The 16,801-nt window shown below is 59.0% G+C and carries 17 protein-coding genes and 1 tRNA gene; 4 read left to right on the top strand and 14 right to left on the bottom strand.

What is annotated here, in order from left to right; genetic code table 11:
• Positions 1 to 140 precede the first annotated feature (140 nt).
• Both PS14A_RS07840 and PS14A_RS07835 read right to left on the bottom strand, forming a co-directional pair.
• Positions 141 to 359, bottom strand: coding sequence for a hypothetical protein (locus PS14A_RS07840; RefSeq protein ID WP_212615668.1), 219 nt, complete (start codon positions 357 to 359; stop codon positions 141 to 143).
• A gap of 204 nt (positions 360 to 563) precedes the next feature.
• A tRNA-Ser gene (locus PS14A_RS07835) sits at positions 564 to 653 on the bottom strand.
• Positions 654 to 950: 297 nt separating this feature from the next.
• Between PS14A_RS07835 and PS14A_RS07830 the strand changes: the two genes are divergently transcribed.
• The 3 genes from PS14A_RS07830 (at position 951) to PS14A_RS07820 (ending at position 3,688) form a co-directional block, all read left to right on the top strand.
• Entirely contained in the window at positions 951 to 1,640 is a 690-nt protein-coding gene (locus PS14A_RS07830) for a crotonase/enoyl-CoA hydratase family protein (protein ID WP_076566844.1), read from the top strand.
• 221 nt (positions 1,641 to 1,861) lie between these two features.
• Positions 1,862 to 2,584, top strand: coding sequence for a 1-acylglycerol-3-phosphate O-acyltransferase (locus PS14A_RS07825; protein WP_212615667.1), 723 nt, complete (start codon positions 1,862 to 1,864; stop codon positions 2,582 to 2,584).
• A 132-nt stretch (positions 2,585 to 2,716) separates the two neighbouring features.
• On the top strand, positions 2,717 to 3,688 hold the full coding sequence (locus PS14A_RS07820; protein WP_016773794.1) for a magnesium and cobalt transport protein CorA: 972 nt from the start codon (positions 2,717 to 2,719) through the stop codon (positions 3,686 to 3,688).
• A gap of 69 nt (positions 3,689 to 3,757) precedes the next feature.
• Here the strand turns inward: PS14A_RS07820 and PS14A_RS07815 are convergent, their stop codons facing one another.
• From PS14A_RS07815 to PS14A_RS07805, 3 genes are all read right to left on the bottom strand, one after another.
• The gene (locus PS14A_RS07815; protein WP_123443416.1) at positions 3,758 to 4,486 is read right to left on the bottom strand and encodes an amidotransferase; all 729 of its coding nucleotides are present in this window, start codon (positions 4,484 to 4,486) and stop codon (positions 3,758 to 3,760) included.
• A 92-nt stretch (positions 4,487 to 4,578) separates the two neighbouring features.
• Positions 4,579 to 6,723: a 3-hydroxyacyl-CoA dehydrogenase NAD-binding domain-containing protein gene (locus tag PS14A_RS07810; RefSeq protein WP_212615666.1), complete on the bottom strand. Its 2,145-nt coding sequence runs from the start codon at positions 6,721 to 6,723 to the stop codon at positions 4,579 to 4,581.
• Positions 6,724 to 6,747: 24 nt separating this feature from the next.
• Entirely contained in the window at positions 6,748 to 7,953 is a 1,206-nt protein-coding gene (locus tag PS14A_RS07805) for an acetyl-CoA C-acetyltransferase (RefSeq protein WP_212615665.1), read from the bottom strand.
• Positions 7,954 to 8,530: 577 nt separating this feature from the next.
• Here PS14A_RS07805 and PS14A_RS07800 point away from each other — a divergent pair.
• On the top strand, positions 8,531 to 9,352 hold the full coding sequence (locus PS14A_RS07800) for a cytochrome c (RefSeq protein ID WP_212615709.1): 822 nt from the start codon (positions 8,531 to 8,533) through the stop codon (positions 9,350 to 9,352).
• Positions 9,353 to 9,470: 118 nt separating this feature from the next.
• On the opposite strand, the gene PS14A_RS07795 is transcribed toward PS14A_RS07800, so the two are convergent.
• The 9 genes from PS14A_RS07795 to PS14A_RS07755 form a co-directional block, all read right to left on the bottom strand.
• Positions 9,471 to 10,274 (bottom strand): transglutaminase family protein, encoded by an 804-nt coding sequence (locus PS14A_RS07795; RefSeq protein WP_016773789.1) that lies wholly within the window; start codon positions 10,272 to 10,274, stop codon positions 9,471 to 9,473.
• Positions 10,271 to 11,221 (bottom strand): alpha-E domain-containing protein, encoded by a 951-nt coding sequence (locus PS14A_RS07790; protein WP_016773788.1) that lies wholly within the window; start codon positions 11,219 to 11,221, stop codon positions 10,271 to 10,273. Before PS14A_RS07790 ends, PS14A_RS07795 begins: the two co-directional genes overlap by 4 nt.
• A gap of 12 nt (positions 11,222 to 11,233) precedes the next feature.
• Complete coding sequence (locus PS14A_RS07785) at positions 11,234 to 12,643, bottom strand: circularly permuted type 2 ATP-grasp protein (RefSeq protein ID WP_129999222.1); 1,410 nt, start codon at positions 12,641 to 12,643, stop codon at positions 11,234 to 11,236.
• A 533-nt stretch (positions 12,644 to 13,176) separates the two neighbouring features.
• On the bottom strand, positions 13,177 to 13,524 hold the full coding sequence (locus PS14A_RS07780; RefSeq protein ID WP_003223226.1) for a ribonuclease E inhibitor RraB: 348 nt from the start codon (positions 13,522 to 13,524) through the stop codon (positions 13,177 to 13,179).
• 209 nt (positions 13,525 to 13,733) lie between these two features.
• Positions 13,734 to 13,967, bottom strand: a complete 234-nt coding sequence (locus PS14A_RS07775; RefSeq protein ID WP_122506536.1) for a hypothetical protein — start codon at positions 13,965 to 13,967, stop codon at positions 13,734 to 13,736.
• A gap of 287 nt (positions 13,968 to 14,254) precedes the next feature.
• A complete protein-coding gene (gene speE, locus PS14A_RS07770) occupies positions 14,255 to 15,130 on the bottom strand; it encodes a polyamine aminopropyltransferase (RefSeq protein WP_016773785.1) in 876 nt (291 codons plus the stop codon).
• 241 nt (positions 15,131 to 15,371) lie between these two features.
• Complete coding sequence (locus PS14A_RS07765) at positions 15,372 to 15,563, bottom strand: PLDc N-terminal domain-containing protein (RefSeq protein WP_016773784.1); 192 nt, start codon at positions 15,561 to 15,563, stop codon at positions 15,372 to 15,374.
• A 71-nt stretch (positions 15,564 to 15,634) separates the two neighbouring features.
• Positions 15,635 to 16,165: a hypothetical protein gene (locus PS14A_RS07760; RefSeq protein WP_123443419.1), complete on the bottom strand. Its 531-nt coding sequence runs from the start codon at positions 16,163 to 16,165 to the stop codon at positions 15,635 to 15,637.
• Positions 16,166 to 16,245: 80 nt separating this feature from the next.
• Positions 16,246 to 16,764, bottom strand: coding sequence for an ankyrin repeat domain-containing protein (locus PS14A_RS07755; protein ID WP_016773782.1), 519 nt, complete (start codon positions 16,762 to 16,764; stop codon positions 16,246 to 16,248).
• Positions 16,765 to 16,801: the final 37 nt, after the last annotated feature.

The following is a 16,801-nucleotide window of genomic DNA, read 5'->3' as shown; positions in this document are numbered from 1 at the left end:
CTGAATAAGCGCGCCTAACCGGCTCGATTGACATTTTCTAGGCTTCGAAAAAATCACATCAGCAACTGGCCATTTTTGGCCGGACGCGGTCGCGTGCAAACGTCCGCTATTGGCCGATTGCTGCCTATCAGGACGACTCCCTAAAGCTGACGGAGTCGCTTGATCGCGTCTGTAATCGCTTTCGCGTTTTCATCCAGGGTTTCCATGGCCGCGACTGCGTTCTCTGCAACTGTCCCTACGCCATTCTCCGAAAGCCACTTGGTGACCTCTTCTATCGCCGCCCCAAGCGCATACTGATTGTGCAGTAGCAATGTGAGTGCATCCGCCGTGGCAATGTTGGAATCTGAGTTATTTGGCATAGCAGCCTTCCTTGGAGTTTGGTTCGCAGAAGCCTAGCTCATCGAATCGCTGGCGAAGGTTAGCCACCCATTCGGTGGCGGCCATATTTGCACCAAAATAGCGCCCCAGTCCCATCTCAGTCCCATATGGCCTTTTTCCGCATGCCAAAAACCACAAACCCCCGAATTTCTCTAGGAAAATCAGGGGTTTGCGTTTACTGAATGTGGCGGTGAAGGAGAGATTCGAACTCTCGATACAGTTTCCTGTATACACACTTTCCAGGCGTGCTCCTTAAGCCACTCGGACACTTCACCGTATCTCTGCAGACATGTTCTGTCTGTCGAGGCGCGCTAATGTAGTCGAAAGCTTTTCCGATGGCAAACTTTTTTTCAGAATTTTCATGCGCTTAAGAGAGGCCGCCACGATCAGCCAGAGCGGACGATGTCAAACCCGCCAATCTCGGGTAAGCCATGCGCTTCCTTTTATAGCAGGCAACACGCGCGCGACGCTGGCCGAAGCGCAAAACGGTGACTGGCAGGTCAGTCACGGCGCTTTACCTGGCCTGCGGCGGTGGGTAACGTCTGCCCATCTTTCTAATAAGGAATAGCGTCATGAGCGAGTTGATTGCCTACCACCTCGAAGACGGTATCGCGACCCTGACCCTGAACAATGGCAAGGTCAACGCGATTTCTCCGGATGTGATTGCGGCGTTTAACGCGGCGCTGGATCAGGCGGTGGCGGATCGCGCCGTGGTGATCATTACCGGGCAGCCGGGGATCCTCTCGGGCGGGTATGACCTGAAGGTGATGACCGCCGGCCCGAAAGAAGCCGTTGCGCTGGTGACGGCCGGTTCGACCCTGGCCCGCCGCCTGCTCTCTCACCCGTTCCCGGTGATCGTTGCTTGCCCGGGGCACGCTGTGGCCAAGGGCGCTTTCCTGCTGTTGTCCGCCGATTACCGCATCGGTGTCGACGGGCCGTTCAGCATCGGCCTGAACGAAGTGCAGATCGGCATGACCATGCACCACGCCGGTATCGAGCTGGCGCGTGATCGCTTGCGGCGTTCGGCTTTCCATCGCTCGGTGATCAATGGCGAGATGTTCGATCCGCAAAGTGCCGTTGATGCAGGCTTCCTCGACAAAGTCGTCACAGCCGAAGAATTGCAAGGCGCTGCCCTGGCTGCCGCGCGGCAGTTGAAGAAGATCAACATGCTCGCGCACAAGAACACCAAGCTGAAAGTGCGCAAGCAACTGCTGGAAACCCTCGACGACGCCATCCTGCAGGATCAGCAACATCTGGGCTGACTCGTCCAGTATCTGCCGGTAAGTGAATAGCCCGACCCTCGTGTCGGGCTTTTTCTTACGTCACTCGTTGAAGATTCGCGGAAAGCTCTAGGACGCGCCTGACAGGCAAGACTGAAACATGCGCTTAAACATCGGCCATCTCCGGACTCTATAGCGGCAATTGCCGAAAACAGTGCACATCCGTACACTGCGCCACCTTTTGTCCCGGTGGGCCTGCAAAAATGCTGTTTGTGTTTCGTATGTTGTTGATGGGCCTGCACTTTATTCTGGCCGGCGTGCTCGGCGTGATCCTTGGACTGTGCCGCCCGTTCAACCCGGACAACAGCCGACTCTGCGCCCGTCTCTACGCTTTGCCGGCGATGTGTATCTTGCGTTTGCGGGTCAGGTCCGAGGTCAACGGCTTGATGAACAAGCCCGACAGTTGCGTGATCATTGCCAACCATCAGTCCAACTACGATCTGTTCGTGTTCGGCAATGTCGTCCCCCGCCGCACCGTGTGTATCGGCAAGAAAAGCCTGAAGTGGGTGCCGTTGTTCGGCCAGTTGTTCTGGCTGGCCGGCAATGTGTTGATCGACCGTGGCAATGCGCACAAGGCGCGGCAGTCGATGCTGACGACCACCCACACCTTGCAGAATGAAGACACCTCGATCTGGGTGTTTCCGGAAGGCACCCGCAATCTCGGTGAAGATTTGCTGCCGTTCAAGAAAGGCGCGTTCCAGATGGCAATTGCCGCCGGCGTGCCGATCGTTCCGGTGTGCGTGAGCAGCTATATCAAGCACATGCGTCTGAATCGCTGGCGCAGCGGGGAAATTCTCATACGTTCCTTGCCGGCGGTTCCTACAGTCGGATTGACCATGGACGACATGCCCATGCTGATTGAGCGATGCCGCGAGCAGATGCGCGAGTGCATCGAATCGATGGATAGGCAACTGCAAGCCGCTTGAAACAAGACCCGCCCTGCGCGGGTTTTCTTTTGCCGGGTGAACTGTAGAAGTTTCACTGACTCTCAAGCAGCGACACGGCTAAGCTGAAGCCTTGTTCCCCTGCCATCTGCCAAGAAGAAGTGAATCACCACCATGGGTCGAGTTGTTGCTGCTGCGGTGTACAGCGAGGGTAAGAAAGTCACCAATATTGCGCTGGACGAAGGTGCCGCCTGGGCGGCCAAACCCGGCCACTTCGTGTGGATCGGCCTGGAAGAACCGGACGCACAGGAATTATCCAACCTGCAACGTCAGTTCAACTTGCATGAACTGGCCATCGAAGACGCACTGGAAAAACACAGCCGACCGAAACTGGAAACCTTTGGTGACGCTCTGTTTATCGTCACCTACTCGCCGGTCCGCGAAAACGGCGTTTTGCAATTCATCGAAACGCATATCTTCGCCGGCAGGGGTTACATCATTACCGCACGCAACGGCCACTCCGCGTCGTACGCCTATGTGCGTCAACGCTGTGAAGCGCGTCCGCTGTTGCTCGAGCACGGAGAGGATTTCGTCCTGTATGCGCTGCTCGATTTCGTCATCGAGAACTATCAGCCGGTGGGCGAAGCGATCCACGCTGAGATCGATGAGCTGGAGCGCAACGTGCTGTGCAGCGCCCTCAACGAGCGCGACATCCAGAAGCTGCACGGTTTGCGCCGTGATGTGGTGCGCTTGCGTCGATATGCGGCGCCGATGGTGGAAATCGGCGAAGAGCTGCAAAAGCTCAGTTTCCCGTTCATCGACAAGAACATGCGCCCGTACTTTCGCGATGTGCAGATTCACGTGACGCGGCAAATGGAAGATCTGAGCACGCTGGCCGACATTGCCAGCCAGACCATCGAGATTGGCGTGTTGCTCGAGGCATCACGGCAGAGCGTGGTGCAGCGCAAGTTTGCAGCGTGGGCGGCGATTCTGGCGTTCCCGACAGCGGTGGCGGGAATTTACGGGATGAATTTCCAGAACATGCCGGAATTGACCTGGCATTACGGTTATTTTGCGGTGCTGGGGTTTATTGCGGTGGGGTGTGTGAGTTTGTGGGCGAGTTTCAAGCGGTCCGGGTGGCTGTAGCCGGGACCGCGTTACCCCGGATATTCGCGAGCAGGCTCGCTCCCACAGGGATTGTGGAAGCAGACCCTTTTAGCGTTGAGCCGCTTCTGGCTTGTGCGCCACGAAGCGCATCATCCACTCCGCAACCGTAGCGCCATGATGCTCCTGCTCTAGGCTCGCGACCCCCTTGCTGTAGATCTGCGAGCCCAGCGCTTCCTGGCGCAGATCGAGCAGCGCGCGCGAATAATCATGAATGAATTCCGGGTGGCCCTGGAAGCACAGCACCTGGTCGTTGATGTGATACGCCGCGAACGGGCAGAAATCGCTGGAGGCGATGACCGTGGCGTTTTCCGGTAGTTCGGTGACCTGATCCTGATGACTGATCAGCAGTGTCAGCTCTTCGCGCACCGGGCTCATCCACGGCGCCTTGGCTGCCAGCTGATAGCTGTGAGTGCCGACGCCCCAGCCTTGGGAAGCACGCTCGCTTTTGCCACCAAGCAGCAGCGCCAGCAATTGATGGCCAAAGCACACGCCGAGCAATTTGTCGCCGCGTTCGTAGCGATTCAGAAGGTAGGTCTTGAGGGTCTGGATCCACGGATCCGTGCCGAACGAATCGGCCTTGCTGCCAGTGACCAGGTACGCATCGAAAGTCTCGTCGTCACTTGGGTAATCCCCCTTCACCACGTTATAGACAGTGAACTCAGCGGCAATCGGTTGCTGCGAGAACAGGCGCTGGAACATCTGCCCATAGCCCTGATATTGGTCAATCAATTCGGGCCGCAGGATGTCGGTTTCGAGAATGCAGATGCGCAGCGACATAAAAAATACCTGACACGTGATGGGAATAATGAACACCCCAGAGCCTGCCTTGAAACACGTGGCCAAGGCAAGCCCCGAAATGCTCGCCGGCCCTAGAACATTTCACCTTTCGCCGCTTTGTCCAGCAGCAGCGCTGGCGGGGTAAAGCGTTCGCCGTATTGCTCGGCCAGATACTGCGCGCGGGCGACGAAGTCCTTCAGGCCATACTGGTTGATGAACTGCAGCGCCCCGCCCGTCCACGCGGCGAAACCGATGCCGAAGATCGAGCCGACGTTGGCATCCGCCGTCGAGGTCAGCACGCCCTCCTCCACACAGCGCACGGTTTCGATGGCCTGCACAAACAACAGCCGATCACGCACATCCTTCGCAGAGATCTGTCCGTCGGCCTTCTCGAAGCGCGCTTTCAGCTCCGGCCACAAATGCTTCTGCGAGCCCGCTGGATACTCATAAAAACCGCCTCCGGCAGCTTTGCCCGGTCGTTTGAATTCATTGAGCATCAAGTCAATCACGGCAAAGGCCGGGTGCTCAATCAGCGGTTTCCCCTCTGCTTGTAAGTCCTTGGCCGTCTGCTGACGGATATGGCTCATCAGACTGAGGGAAACTTCGTCGGAGATTGCCAGAGGCCCGACCGGCATCCCAGCCTTGCGCGCTTCGGTCTCGATCATCGGCGCACTGACGCCCTCGCCGAGCATGGCAATGCCTTCGTTGGTGAACGTGCCGAACACCCGCGAGGTAAAGAAGCCGCGACTGTCGTTGACCACGATCGGAGTTTTCTTGATTTGCAGCAGGAAATCGAAACCGCGAGCGAGTGTTTCGGCGCTGGTCTGCGCACCTTTGATGATTTCCACCAGCGGCATTTTTTCTACCGGACTGAAGAAATGCAGGCCGATGAATTTGCTTTGATCGGGCACCGCCGTCGCCAGACCGGTGATCGGCAGCGTCGACGTATTGGAAGCAATGACCGCTTCGCCGCCCACGACCTGTTGCGCGGCGGCGGACACTCTGGCTTTGAGTTGGCGATCCTCGAACACCGCTTCGATGATCAGATCGCAACCGGCCAGATCGGCATCGCTTTCGCTCGCAACGATTCGCGCCAGCACCGCTTCGCGCTGTTCGGCAGTCATTTGGCCACGGGCAACTTTCTTGTCCAGCAGCGCTGCGGAATGCGCCTTACCTTTCTCGGCAGCAGCGAGATTGATGTCCTTGAGGACGACTTCGATACCGGCCGAAGCGCTGACAAACGCGATGCCCGCGCCCATCATTCCGGCGCCGAGCACACCGACTTTCCGGGTTTTATAGGGCGCAAAACCTTGCGGCCTGGAACCGCCGGCGTTGATCTCGTTCAACTGGAACCAGAACGTACCGATCAGGTTTTTCGAGATTTGCCCGGTCGTCAGCTCAGTGAAGTAGCGGGTTTCGATCAGGTGCGCGGTGTCAAAATCGACCTGAGCGCCCTCCACTGCCGCGCACAGAATCTTCTCCGGCGCCGGCAGAGTGCCTTGGGTTTTCGCGCGCAGGATCGACGGCGCAATCGCCAGCATCTGCGCCACTTTCGGGTCCGATGGCATGCCGCCAGGAATCTGGTAACCCTTGACGTCCCAGCGCTGCACTGGCGCCGGATTGGCGAGAATCCAGGCGCGCGCCTTGGCCAGCAGCTCATCGCGATCCGCTGCCAAGTCATCAATCAGCCCGGCCTGCAACGCCTGTTGCGGGCGCACCTTCTTGCCTTCAAGCAAGTACGGCAGCGCTTTTTCGATGCCGAGCATGCGTACCATGCGCACCACCCCTCCACCGCCCGGCAGCAGGCCCAGGGTCACTTCCGGCAGACCGAGTTGCACCGAGGCGTCATCAACAGCAATGCGGTGGTGACATGCCAGGCAGATTTCCCAGCCGCCGCCCAGCGCAGTGCCGTTGATCGCCGCGACCACCGGTTTGCCGAGGGTTTCCAGGCTGCGCAATTGCGCCTTGAGGGTCAGCACCATGTCGTAGACGGCTTTGGCTTCGAGCTTGCCGACCTTGATCAGTTCATTGAGGTCGCCGCCGGCAAAAAAGGTTTTCTTCGCCGAAATGATGATGACTCCGGCGATGCTGTCTTTCTCGGTCAGCAAACGAGCAACGCAAGCGGCCATGGCCTCGCGGTACACGGCGTTCATGGTGTTGGCGCTCTGGCCCGGCATGTCCATGGTCAGCACGACGACGCCGTCCTGGCCTTTTTCGTAACGAATGGCTTCGCTCATAACAGGGTTCCTTGAAGTCGTGGCTCAGAGGCGTTCGATGATGGTGGCAATGCCCATGCCGCCGCCGACACACAGCGTCGCCAGGCCGTAGCGCAGATGCCGCGCTTCCAGTTCATCAAGCAGGGTGCCGAGGATCGCGCAACCCGTCGCGCCCAGCGGGTGGCCCATGGCGATCGAGCCGCCGTTGACGTTGACCTTGCCGGGATCGACGGCCATGTCCTTGATGAATTTCAACACCACCGAAGCAAACGCTTCGTTGACCTCGAACAGGTCGATGTCCTCCACCCGCAGTCCGGCCTTGGCCAGCGCTTTGCGAGTCGCCGGCGCCGGGCCGGTGAGCATGATGGTCGGGTCGGTACTGGTGACGGCCGTGGCAACGATGCGCGCACGAGGCTGCAGCCCCAGCGCGCGGCCCTTGGCTTCGGAGCCGATGAGCATCAGCGCCGCACCGTCGACAATTCCGGAACTGTTGCCCGGCGTGTGCACATGGTTGATCCGCTCGACATGGCTGTAGACCCGCAACGCCGTGGCGTCAAAGCCCATCTGCCCGATCATTTCGAAACTCGGCTTGAGCTTGCCCAGGCCTTCGAGGGTGGATTCGGCGCGGATGAACTCATCGTGATCAAGCAGAATGATGCCGTTCTGATCCTGCACTGGCACCAGCGACTTGTTGAAGGAGCCGTCGGCCCGCGCTCGTGCGGCTTTTTGCTGCGAGTGCAGCGCGTAGGCGTCGACGTCCTGCCGGCTGAAGCCTTCGAGGGTGGCGATGAGATCGGCGCCAACACCTTGCGGCGTGAAGTGGCTGTGCAGGTTGGTCTGCGGGTCCAGCGCCCACGCGCCGCCATCGCTGCCCATTGGCACCCGCGACATCGACTCGACGCCGCCAACCACCACCAGATCCTCGAAGCCCGAGCGCACTTTCATCGCGCCAAGATTCACCGCTTCCAGACCCGAAGCGCAGAAACGATTGATCTGCACACCGGCGACGCTGACGTCCCAGTCGGCCACTTGCACCGCCGTCTTGGCGATGTCCGAGCCTTGATCGCCAATCGGCGTGACGCAGCCGAGGACGACATCATCGACCTGACTGGTGTCCAGCGCGGTGCGCGCCTGCAAGGCGTTCAGCAAACCGGCCACCAGGTTGACCGGCTTCACGCTGTGCAGCGCGCCATCGGCCTTGCCTTTGCCACGCGGGGTGCGCAACGCATCGAAAATCAAAGCTTCAGTCATGACGTCCTCGAACCTGATTTATTGTCACTTCACTTTCGCCCTGCGCCGACTGGCAAGCAATGACCACATTGCTCAAAGCGCTTGACGCACACGCTCAGACGGACGGTCATATGACATCAGGTGAACCGGTTCAGGTCGTCGAGTTGTCTAGCCAGCGGGCGGCAAAGAAGCTGGCAATACGCCTCATGTCCTTTTAAAAGCACTTTTGAAGATCACCATATGAAATGGATCTAAGCGATGGCTGACGTGGGCTCTAAGGTGAAGATGTACGCCATCGTCGTCGGGTTTTGCCGAGACGGGCGTCCTTTAGCAGGAAGTGCACCGCGTGCCGTCAGGGATATGCAGTCAGGCATGCATCAGGAAATAACAATAAAGGCGGTCAAGCCATGTTCAAACAACCGAAAGTACGTCAAGCAGGACTCATTCTTTTCGCCACGACGCTGTTGTTGATCTTGCCGAATCTGACCAAGGTCATCGGCTGATTCAAACGTCGCGTGCTGTATATCGCCACTGAAAATGTGACTGGCCCGCTACCCGGGCCAGCGTGGTTGTGCCAACCTTTGCGCACTTCCACGACATGGACGGCGATCATTTGAAAACGCTCATTGCGCTCGGTGCCTTGCTACTGAGCTTGCCCTTGTCTGCCGCACAACTGGATCTGCAGTTGGGCGCAAACAGCCGCACCTGGCAGACCGGAGAGCTGCTCAAGCATCCTCAACTGCAAACGCTCACGATCAACAATGATGTTTCCTACAAGAAGGACATGACCTATCAAGCTGTGCCTCTGGCCGCGTTGCTGAAGGGGGTCAAGCCGGAGGATCACTTGCAGGCGGTGGCGCTGGATGGCTTTGCCGCAGAGTTGGCCGCTGCGCCCTTGCTGAACAAGGACGGCGCACGCGCATGGCTGGCGATCGAGGATCCGGCGCAGCCGTGGCCTCCGTTATCCGCCGGCAAACACAGCGCCGGGCCGTTCTATCTGGTCTGGACCGATCCGCAGGCCGGCAATATCAGCCCCGAACAGTGGCCGTTCGAAGTCGCCAGCATCAAGTTGATGGCGCCAGTGGCCCAACGCTTTCCTGCCCTGCTGCCCGATCCTGCCTTGAAGGCCGATGATCCGGTGAACAAGGGTTTTGCCCTGTTTCAGAAAAACTGCCTGGCCTGTCACCGGTTGAATGGTGCCGGAGACGCGCAGTTCGGTCCGGATCTGAATATTCCGTATAGCCCGACCGAGTATTTTGGGGCGGATTTCTTGAAGCGCTACATCCGCGATCCGCAGAGTTTGCGTCAGTGGCCGCAGGCGAAGATGCCGGGGTTTTCGGAAGAGGTGTTGCCGGATGGGGATCTTGAAATGCTGGTGGGGTATCTCAAGCATATTGCCGGACGCAAAGCTAAACCCTGATCAGCAGAAAACTTTGTAGGAGCTGTCGAGTGCAACGAGGCTGCGATCTTTTGATCCTGTTTTTTACAGATAAGATCAAAAGATCGCAGCGTGCCGCAGCTCCTACAAGGCCCCGCAATTACTGTTGCTGCACGGAAATCACCGGCGTTGGCGAGACGAACACCTTCGCATGCATCTGCTCGCAACCGCCGCCCCGGCGCATGCCGCGGACCGGGCAGGCATCGAGATAATCCAGGCCGACCGCCAGCTTCAGGTGTCGCTCCGGGCGCGCCAGTTGGTTGGTCACGTCGAAGCTGTACCACGCGTCGTCCAGCCACGCTTCTGCCCAGGCATGACTGGCCAGATGCTCGCAATCTTCGCTGTACAGATAACCCGACACGTAACGCGACGGCACACCGAGACTGCGCGCGCAGGCGAGAAACGCATGGGTATGATCCTGACAAACCCCGGCGCGACCGGCGAAAGCTTCGGCGGCGCTGGTGTCGACTTCGGTGGAGCCCGGCGTGTAGGTCATGTGCTGATTCAGACCGTGCATCAAGTCGATCAGCGCGGTGCGATCACGCCGTTGCTTGCAGTTCTTCGCGGCAAACTCGCGCAAGGCTTCGTCGGCTTCGGTCAGGCGCGTGAAGCGCAGGAACGGCAGCGCCGACTGGCTCTCATGTTCGGCCTCGCGCAATTCGTCAATATCGACCTGACCACGGGCGCCGATGATGATCGCTTCGTGCGGTTCGTCCATGGTCAGCACATGCAGGATGTTGCCGAACGGATCGAGCTGCGCACGCACCGGACGCGGCAGGTCGAGCTGCCAACTGAGCACATGCTGACGCTCGCTGTCGTGAGGTGTCAGGCGCAGGTACTGGATGCTCGCGCGCACCTGATCTTCGTAGTGATAGGTGGTCTCGTGGCTTATGGAAAGTCTCATGCAGCCTCCAGATAGGAACTGTGAATGGCGTTGCCCAATTGGCGCACCAGTGGGATGAATTCCGTCAGCCAGGCGTGCAGGCCTTCTTCGAGGATTTCGTTGATGCCGGTGTAACGCAGACGCGCGTCCATTTCCGCCGCCAGGCGTTGTGCCGGTCGGCCGTTGGCGCCGGGCAGTTGCGCGAGGATCTGGTCGATCTCTTCGGTACAGGCACGCAGCGAACGCGGCACATCGGCGCGTAACAGCAGCAGTTCGGCGACATGCCGGGCGCCGGGCGCGTCGCGGTAGATTTCGGTGTAGGCCTCGAATGAGGACAAGGCGCGCAGCAGCGCACTCCATTGGTAATAGGCGTGCGCCGTGCCGTCGCTGACTGCTTCGGCCTGATCGCCGGCCATTTCGTAACGGGCATCGAGCAGGCGCAGCGTGTTGTCCGCGCGCTCGATAAACGTGCCCAGACGAATAAAGCGAAACGCGTCGTTGCGCATGATCGTGCCGTATGAGGCGCCACGAAACAGGTGCGAACGCTCCTTGATCCATTCGCAGAAACGGCTCATGCCATAACGACTCAGGCCCTGTTCGGCAATGCCGCGAATCTCCAGCCAGGTCGCATTGATGTTTTCCCACATGTCCGCAGTGATTCGCCCGCGTACCGCATGGGCACTGGCCCGCGCTGCACCAAGGCAGCTGTAGATGCTGGCCGGATTGGCCGCGTCCAGTGCGAAAAAATGCAGCAAACGTTCGGCGTGGAGATCGCCGTGGCGTTCAAGGTAATCGTCCAGGGTGCCGGTGATCAGCAACGGCATGGCGAGTTCGTGCAGACCGTCGCCGCGCCCGTCCTGCGGCATCAGCGACAGCGAATAACTGATGTCGAGCATGCGTGCGAGGTTCTCTGCACGCTCCAGGTAACGCGACATCCAGTACAGATCCGAGGCAGTTCTACTTAACATGGCAAGCTTCCTTCAATCCTCGACTACCCAGGTGTCCTTGGTGCCGCCGCCCTGAGAGGAATTCACCACCAGGGAGCCTTCACGCAACGCGACTCGGGTCAAACCACCGGGCACAACCCGGGTCTCGCGACCGGACAACACGAACGGACGCAAATCGATATGGCGCGGCGCGATGCCGTTTTCGACAAAGGTCGGACAGGTCGACAGCGACAGCGTCGGCTGCGCGATGTAGGCATGGGGTTTGGCTTTGATGCGCTCACGAAAGGCATCGATTTCCGCCGTCGTCGCGGCCGGCCCGACCAGCATCCCGTAACCGCCGGAGCCCTGGGTTTCCTTGACGACCAAATCCGGAAGATTGGCCAGCACATGAGACAGCTCGGACGGGTTGCGGCATTGCCAGGTCGGCACGTTTTTCAGAATCGGCTCTTCGTCGAGGTAGAAACGGATCATGTCGGTGACAAACGGGTACACCGATTTATCGTCCGCCACCCCGGTGCCGATTGCGTTGGCCAGCACCACGTTGCCGGAACGATAGGACGACAGCAGCCCCGGCACGCCGAGCATCGAGTCCGGGTTGAACGCCAGCGGATCGAGGAATGCGTCGTCGAGGCGACGGTAGATCACGTCGACCGCTTTCGGGCCATCGGTGGTGCGCATGAATACCTTGTCGTCACGCACGAACAGATCCGCGCCTTCCACCAGTTCAACGCCCATCTCCCGCGCCAGAAACGCATGTTCGAAGAACGCGCTGTTAAAGCGCCCCGGCGTAAGTACCACCACGCTGGGATTGTCGATGGGGCTGGAGCTTTTCAGGGTGTCGAGCAGCAGATTGGGGTAGTGATCGATCGGAGCGATGCGCTGGGCGGAGAACAGTTCGGGAAACAGGCGCATCATCATCTTGCGGTCTTCGAGCATGTAGCTGACGCCGCTGGGTGTGCGCAGGTTGTCTTCGAGGACGTAGTAAGTGCCATCGCCATCGCGCACCAGATCAACGCCGGAGATATGCGAGTAGATGTCGCGGTGCAGATCCAGACCCTGCATTGCCAACTGGTATTGCTCGTTGGCCAGCACCTGTTCGGCGGGAATGATCCCGGCCTTGATGATGCGCTGCTCGTGGTAGAGGTCGGCGAGAAACATGTTCAACGCTTTGACCCGCTGGATGCAGCCGCGCTCGACAATCCGCCATTCACTGGCGGGAATGCTGCGGGGAATGGTGTCGAACGGAATCAGGCGCTCGGTGCCCTGCTCGTCGCCATAGAGCGTGAAGGTGATCCCGGCACGGTGGAACAGCAGATCGGCCTCGCGGCGGCGCTGCGCGAGCAGCTCGTCGGGCGTCTCGGCCAGCCAGCGGGCAAATTCCCGGTAATGCGGGCGGACCAGGCCGCCGGCATCGTACATCTCGTCAAAATAGGTGCGGATCATGCCGTACTCCTTGTCACTCCGGACATACAGGCCTTCGCAAGGCCCGTGCCATCGGCATAAACGCTTTGATTTCAATCGGTTGTAGATCCACGCCGAATGCTGCGCACCATTCCTGTGCGGCAAATGCCCCGGCCCGATTGCCCCCGCTTCATTGCGACGCACTGCATCGCCTATCACCAGCATAGTCAGAGTTGATTTCACTGCCCGGCCACGACTGCGGATAATCCGCGCATTCGCTGCAAAACTTCCCAGGCCAGCCGCCGCGAAGTAGACAGCTCAACTGAGCTGAACTGCCTTGGCAGCCCCGTCCCGACAGGACTTTATTGCATACCCGTCTTCCCTTTTAGCCACCCTCTCCGGTGGCTTTTTTTTGTTTTTTTGAAATATTTTGAATGCAAAAGCAAAAGATCGCAGCCTTCGGCAGCTCCTACGCGATCACCTGTAGGAGCTGCCGAAGGCTGCGATCTTTAGATCTTTAAAACGACAACGGCCGACCCGAAGGTCAGCCGTTGCCCGACAAACAATGCGCAATATCAATTCAACCGGTAACGATTGCGCACCTCCTGCTTCACGCCCCAACCCTCGATAATGCCGCCCAGCGGTTCGACCACGGCTGAAAAGCCTTGCTCGAAATCGCCGATGTCGTCATAGGTTGCGTACATCACTTTGCTCAATTCCAGCGACCAGGCGCCGTCGTCGCGCGCACTGACCTGGGCATTGATGGATTCACCGCGAAATTTGCCTGCTGCCCTGCGCGCCCGCTCCTCGTCCGGGAAAATCGCGTAGAACTCGATGGGATGGAACCGGGAAAAATCGAAACCGCCTTCTTTCATGCGGCGCAGAACGTTGCTGCTGATGTCTTCTTGATAGGCTGTGCTCATGAATCGTCCCCCTCGATTGATGGATAGACTTTCCGTATTCCCGCCCCGGGCCTTTTGGCCTAAGTACTACGGCAACGTGGTTGCGCGCGGGAAACAAGCATGTAGCTGACAAGACCAGACCTTAGCGATCCATTCGCTGATCTCGCTTGCAGAGTAGCCCCAAGAGAGCGCCGCTGCCAAGGCCTGGTTTACGAGATGACAGGAAGTGTTCAGACAGGGGTGATGCTGCGGATTTCGATGCCGTTCTGGGTCTTGAGGTTTTTCACCTCGGCATCGGTGGTGCGCCCTTGCAGGTCGTTGAGATCCAGCTTCGCGGCGACTGGAAGAAGTCGCTCCTTGATCAGCCGTGCGGCTTCATCATCGGACGGGCATTCCTCACGTTCGAAGACTTCATCAATAATTACGCCGTGATCATCCACGAAAGTGACTTTCCACTTTTGCATCAGTGCCTCCTCGATCAACCCGTAGATGGGCTTACCTCTATCTCGACTTTTTTCCGCGATAGTTGGTTCAAAAGGATTACAGCCGACAACGGTGAAAATAACCATCCGATCGATAGGGCGGGCTCCGTGGCGAGGGGATTTATCCCCGTCCGGCTGCGCAGCAGTCGTAATACCATCCATTGCGGTTTAACGCAGACACCGTGCAGGCCGGTCAGGGATGCTGCGCATCCCAACGGGGATAAATCCCCTCGCCACAAGAGCTCCCTTGCAGAGAGACTTCAGCGTGATCAGTCGTTGCTCGGCTTGTTGACCGCTTGCAGCACGTATTGCGGCAAGGCGAACGCGCCGATGTGGATTTCCGGATTGTAGTAACGGGTGACGATGCCGCTGCCGATGAAGCGCTGTTGTAGGGTTTCACGGCTGAGCTTGCGGTAGGCCGGGTTGGTCGAGCCCCAGGCGAAGGTCATCGAGCCGCCGATGTAGGTCGGTACGGCGGCCTGGTAGAAATGCCAGTCTGGGAACAGGCTGCGCAGGCGACCGGCGGTGGTTTTGACTTCGTCGATCTGCATGAACGGCGTGCCGTTCTGAGTCACGAGAATGCCGCCTTCGTTCAGGCAGCGGTGGCATGCCTGGTAGAAATTCTCGGAGAACAGCACTTCGCCTGGGCCGATCGGGTCAGTGGAGTCGGAGATGATCACGTCGAATTTTTCAGTGGTGGTGGCGACGAAACGCATGCCGTCATCGATCACCAGGTTCAGGCGCGGATCGTCGTAGGCACCGGCGGAGTGGTTCGGCAGGAATTCCTTGCACATGTCGACCACGGTGCCGTCGATTTCAACCATGGTGATGTGCTCGACGCCGGCGTGTTTGGTCACTTCGCGCAGCATGCCGCCGTCACCACCGCCGATGATCAGCACGCGCTTGGCAGTGCCGTGGGCAAGGATCGGCACGTGGGTGAGCATCTCGTGGTAGATGAATTCGTCGGCTTCGGTGGTCTGGATCACGCCGTCCAGCGCCATCACCCGGCCCATGCGCGGGTTCTGGAAGATCACCAGATGCTGGTGTTCGGTGCGCACTTCGTGCAGCAGTTTTTCCATGCGAAAACGCTGGCCGTAGCCTTCGTAGAGGGTTTCCAGGTACTCGCTGGTCTTGGTGACGGTCATGGTAAAGTGCTCCGATAAATGCGCGGGCGCCATCGTGGGGACGATTGCCCGGGAAAGGCGCGCATTCTACGTTGCCGAAGATGACAGGTCGAACCTCCGGTTGTTTTTTACCAGCGCAAATTACTGTGGGAGCGAGCCTGCTCGCGAAAGCGCAGCATCAGTTGCCGGTGATGGCGACTGACACAACGTCTTCGCGAGCAGGCTCGCTCCCACAGGGATGACCGTGTGATCGAAAATCAGCTCAGATCCGGACGTTGCCCCGCGGTCCGGCAATCGCCCAGATGATCAGGCCCAGCACTGGCAGGAGGATGATCAGCAACACCCAGACGATTTTCATCCCGGTGGAGGCGCCGCTTTTCAGTACGTTGATGATGGCCCAGATGTCGAGGGCAAGGATGATCAGGCCAATCAGACCGTTGAACGTGGAACCCATGGTGTCGCTCCAGAATAGTGGCATGCACTTTTAGGATAGACGGTCGCGCGCAGGGTTCCCTTTTATTGCGTTCAGACGTGAACGGCGACCTTCAAGGCTTCCAGCGCTGGCGCGGCGGCGATGCCAACCTCGGCGCATAACTCCAGCACGCGGGGCACATCGTTGCCGTAGACCAGGACCATTTGCAGTTCATCGTCGAGCAACTGACTGAAATTCATCAGCGTGTAACCGCCGTTTTCCTTGTTCAGGCTGCTCATCTGCACCTGGATGCGGTTGAGGGCGGTCAGTGCTTCGGTCTTGGCCAGTTGCTTGGGCTTGAGATTGAAATCCACGCCCGGACCAAACGAGGCAACGATTTGTGCGAACAGATCGACGTAGGTATCGGCCTGAAACAGCACGGTTTCCGGCAGGCTACCGACCACTACCCACTCACCCAGCGGGATCGGGAAAGTGTCGTCGTAGTTGATGTCCGGATTGGCGGCCAGAAAAGCATCGGCATCGGCGTAGGCCTGAGCGGCTTCGTCGGCCACTTTCAGGATCTCGTCCTCGCCCATGCAGCCGGAGCTGATTTTGCTGATGAGTTCGACGAGTGCGGCTTTCATGAGGGCGGATCCTGTGGCGGAGGTGAATTTTCAGGGCGCGAAGGATAGCGCATTCTGCCCTTCGCCACAGTCCGTGGACTTTACGCCAGCAACTTTTCCAGCTGCGCGGTGGTATCGACTGCGCCCATGGTCCGCGCCGCATCCAGCGCGGTCACGCCGTTAGCGTCCTTGGCTTTCGGGTCTGCACCCTGGCCGATCAGGTAGTCGACGATTTCAACGCGGTTGAACATTGCCGCCATCATCAGCGCGGTACGGCCGTCGAAGGAAGAACCTTCAATCTCGGCGCCCGCCTCGACCAGCGCCTTGACCACCGCCAGATCGCCCTTGAACGCAGCGCCGGCAATCGGGCTCTGGCCGTTGCCATTGCGCATTTCCGGATCGGCTTTGTGTTTAAGCAGGACCTTCACCGCATCGACATGGCCGTAGTAGCTGGCGAGCATCAACAAGGTGTCGCCCTTGCTGTTTTTCAGGTTCACCGGCAGCCCGGCGCTGACCAGGCGATCAAGCATCTCGGCATCACCGTCGCGCGCCTTGTTGAAAACCTGCTCGGTGAATTCGGCAGCTTCTTCAGGGGTCATCTGGCGGCTTTGGTCGGACATGGGGCACTCCATTTCGGTCTATCGGAAAGCCGACAGT

This window comes from Pseudomonas sp. 14A, assembly GCF_018132745.1.
GTDB lineage: Bacteria > Pseudomonadota > Gammaproteobacteria > Pseudomonadales > Pseudomonadaceae > Aquipseudomonas > Aquipseudomonas mercuritolerans.
Note: the sequence above shows the minus strand (reverse complement) of the source record. Positions and strands in the feature narration are given on the sequence as shown.

Bases quoted from the DNA above. Each gene is read 5' to 3' on its own strand.
- PS14A_RS07840 (WP_212615668.1), bottom strand. From the start codon at position 359: ATGCCAAATAACTCAGATTCCAACATTGCCACGGCGGATGCACTCACA.
- PS14A_RS07830 (WP_076566844.1), top strand. From the start codon at position 951: ATGAGCGAGTTGATTGCCTACCACCTCGAAGACGGTATCGCGACCCTG.
- PS14A_RS07825 (WP_212615667.1), top strand. From the start codon at position 1,862: ATGCTGTTTGTGTTTCGTATGTTGTTGATGGGCCTGCACTTTATTCTG.
- PS14A_RS07820 (WP_016773794.1), top strand. From the start codon at position 2,717: ATGGGTCGAGTTGTTGCTGCTGCGGTGTACAGCGAGGGTAAGAAAGTC.
- PS14A_RS07815 (WP_123443416.1), bottom strand. From the start codon at position 4,486: ATGTCGCTGCGCATCTGCATTCTCGAAACCGACATCCTGCGGCCCGAA.
- PS14A_RS07810 (WP_212615666.1), bottom strand. From the start codon at position 6,723: ATGAGCGAAGCCATTCGTTACGAAAAAGGCCAGGACGGCGTCGTCGTG.
- PS14A_RS07805 (WP_212615665.1), bottom strand. From the start codon at position 7,953: ATGACTGAAGCTTTGATTTTCGATGCGTTGCGCACCCCGCGTGGCAAA.
- PS14A_RS07800 (WP_212615709.1), top strand. From the start codon at position 8,531: ATGGACGGCGATCATTTGAAAACGCTCATTGCGCTCGGTGCCTTGCTA.
- PS14A_RS07795 (WP_016773789.1), bottom strand. From the start codon at position 10,274: ATGAGACTTTCCATAAGCCACGAGACCACCTATCACTACGAAGATCAG.
- PS14A_RS07790 (WP_016773788.1), bottom strand. From the start codon at position 11,221: ATGTTAAGTAGAACTGCCTCGGATCTGTACTGGATGTCGCGTTACCTG.
- PS14A_RS07785 (WP_129999222.1), bottom strand. From the start codon at position 12,643: ATGATCCGCACCTATTTTGACGAGATGTACGATGCCGGCGGCCTGGTC.
- PS14A_RS07780 (WP_003223226.1), bottom strand. From the start codon at position 13,524: ATGAGCACAGCCTATCAAGAAGACATCAGCAGCAACGTTCTGCGCCGC.
- PS14A_RS07775 (WP_122506536.1), bottom strand. From the start codon at position 13,967: ATGCAAAAGTGGAAAGTCACTTTCGTGGATGATCACGGCGTAATTATT.
- speE (WP_016773785.1), bottom strand. From the start codon at position 15,130: ATGACCGTCACCAAGACCAGCGAGTACCTGGAAACCCTCTACGAAGGC.
- PS14A_RS07765 (WP_016773784.1), bottom strand. From the start codon at position 15,563: ATGGGTTCCACGTTCAACGGTCTGATTGGCCTGATCATCCTTGCCCTC.
- PS14A_RS07760 (WP_123443419.1), bottom strand. From the start codon at position 16,165: ATGAAAGCCGCACTCGTCGAACTCATCAGCAAAATCAGCTCCGGCTGC.
- PS14A_RS07755 (WP_016773782.1), bottom strand. From the start codon at position 16,764: ATGTCCGACCAAAGCCGCCAGATGACCCCTGAAGAAGCTGCCGAATTC.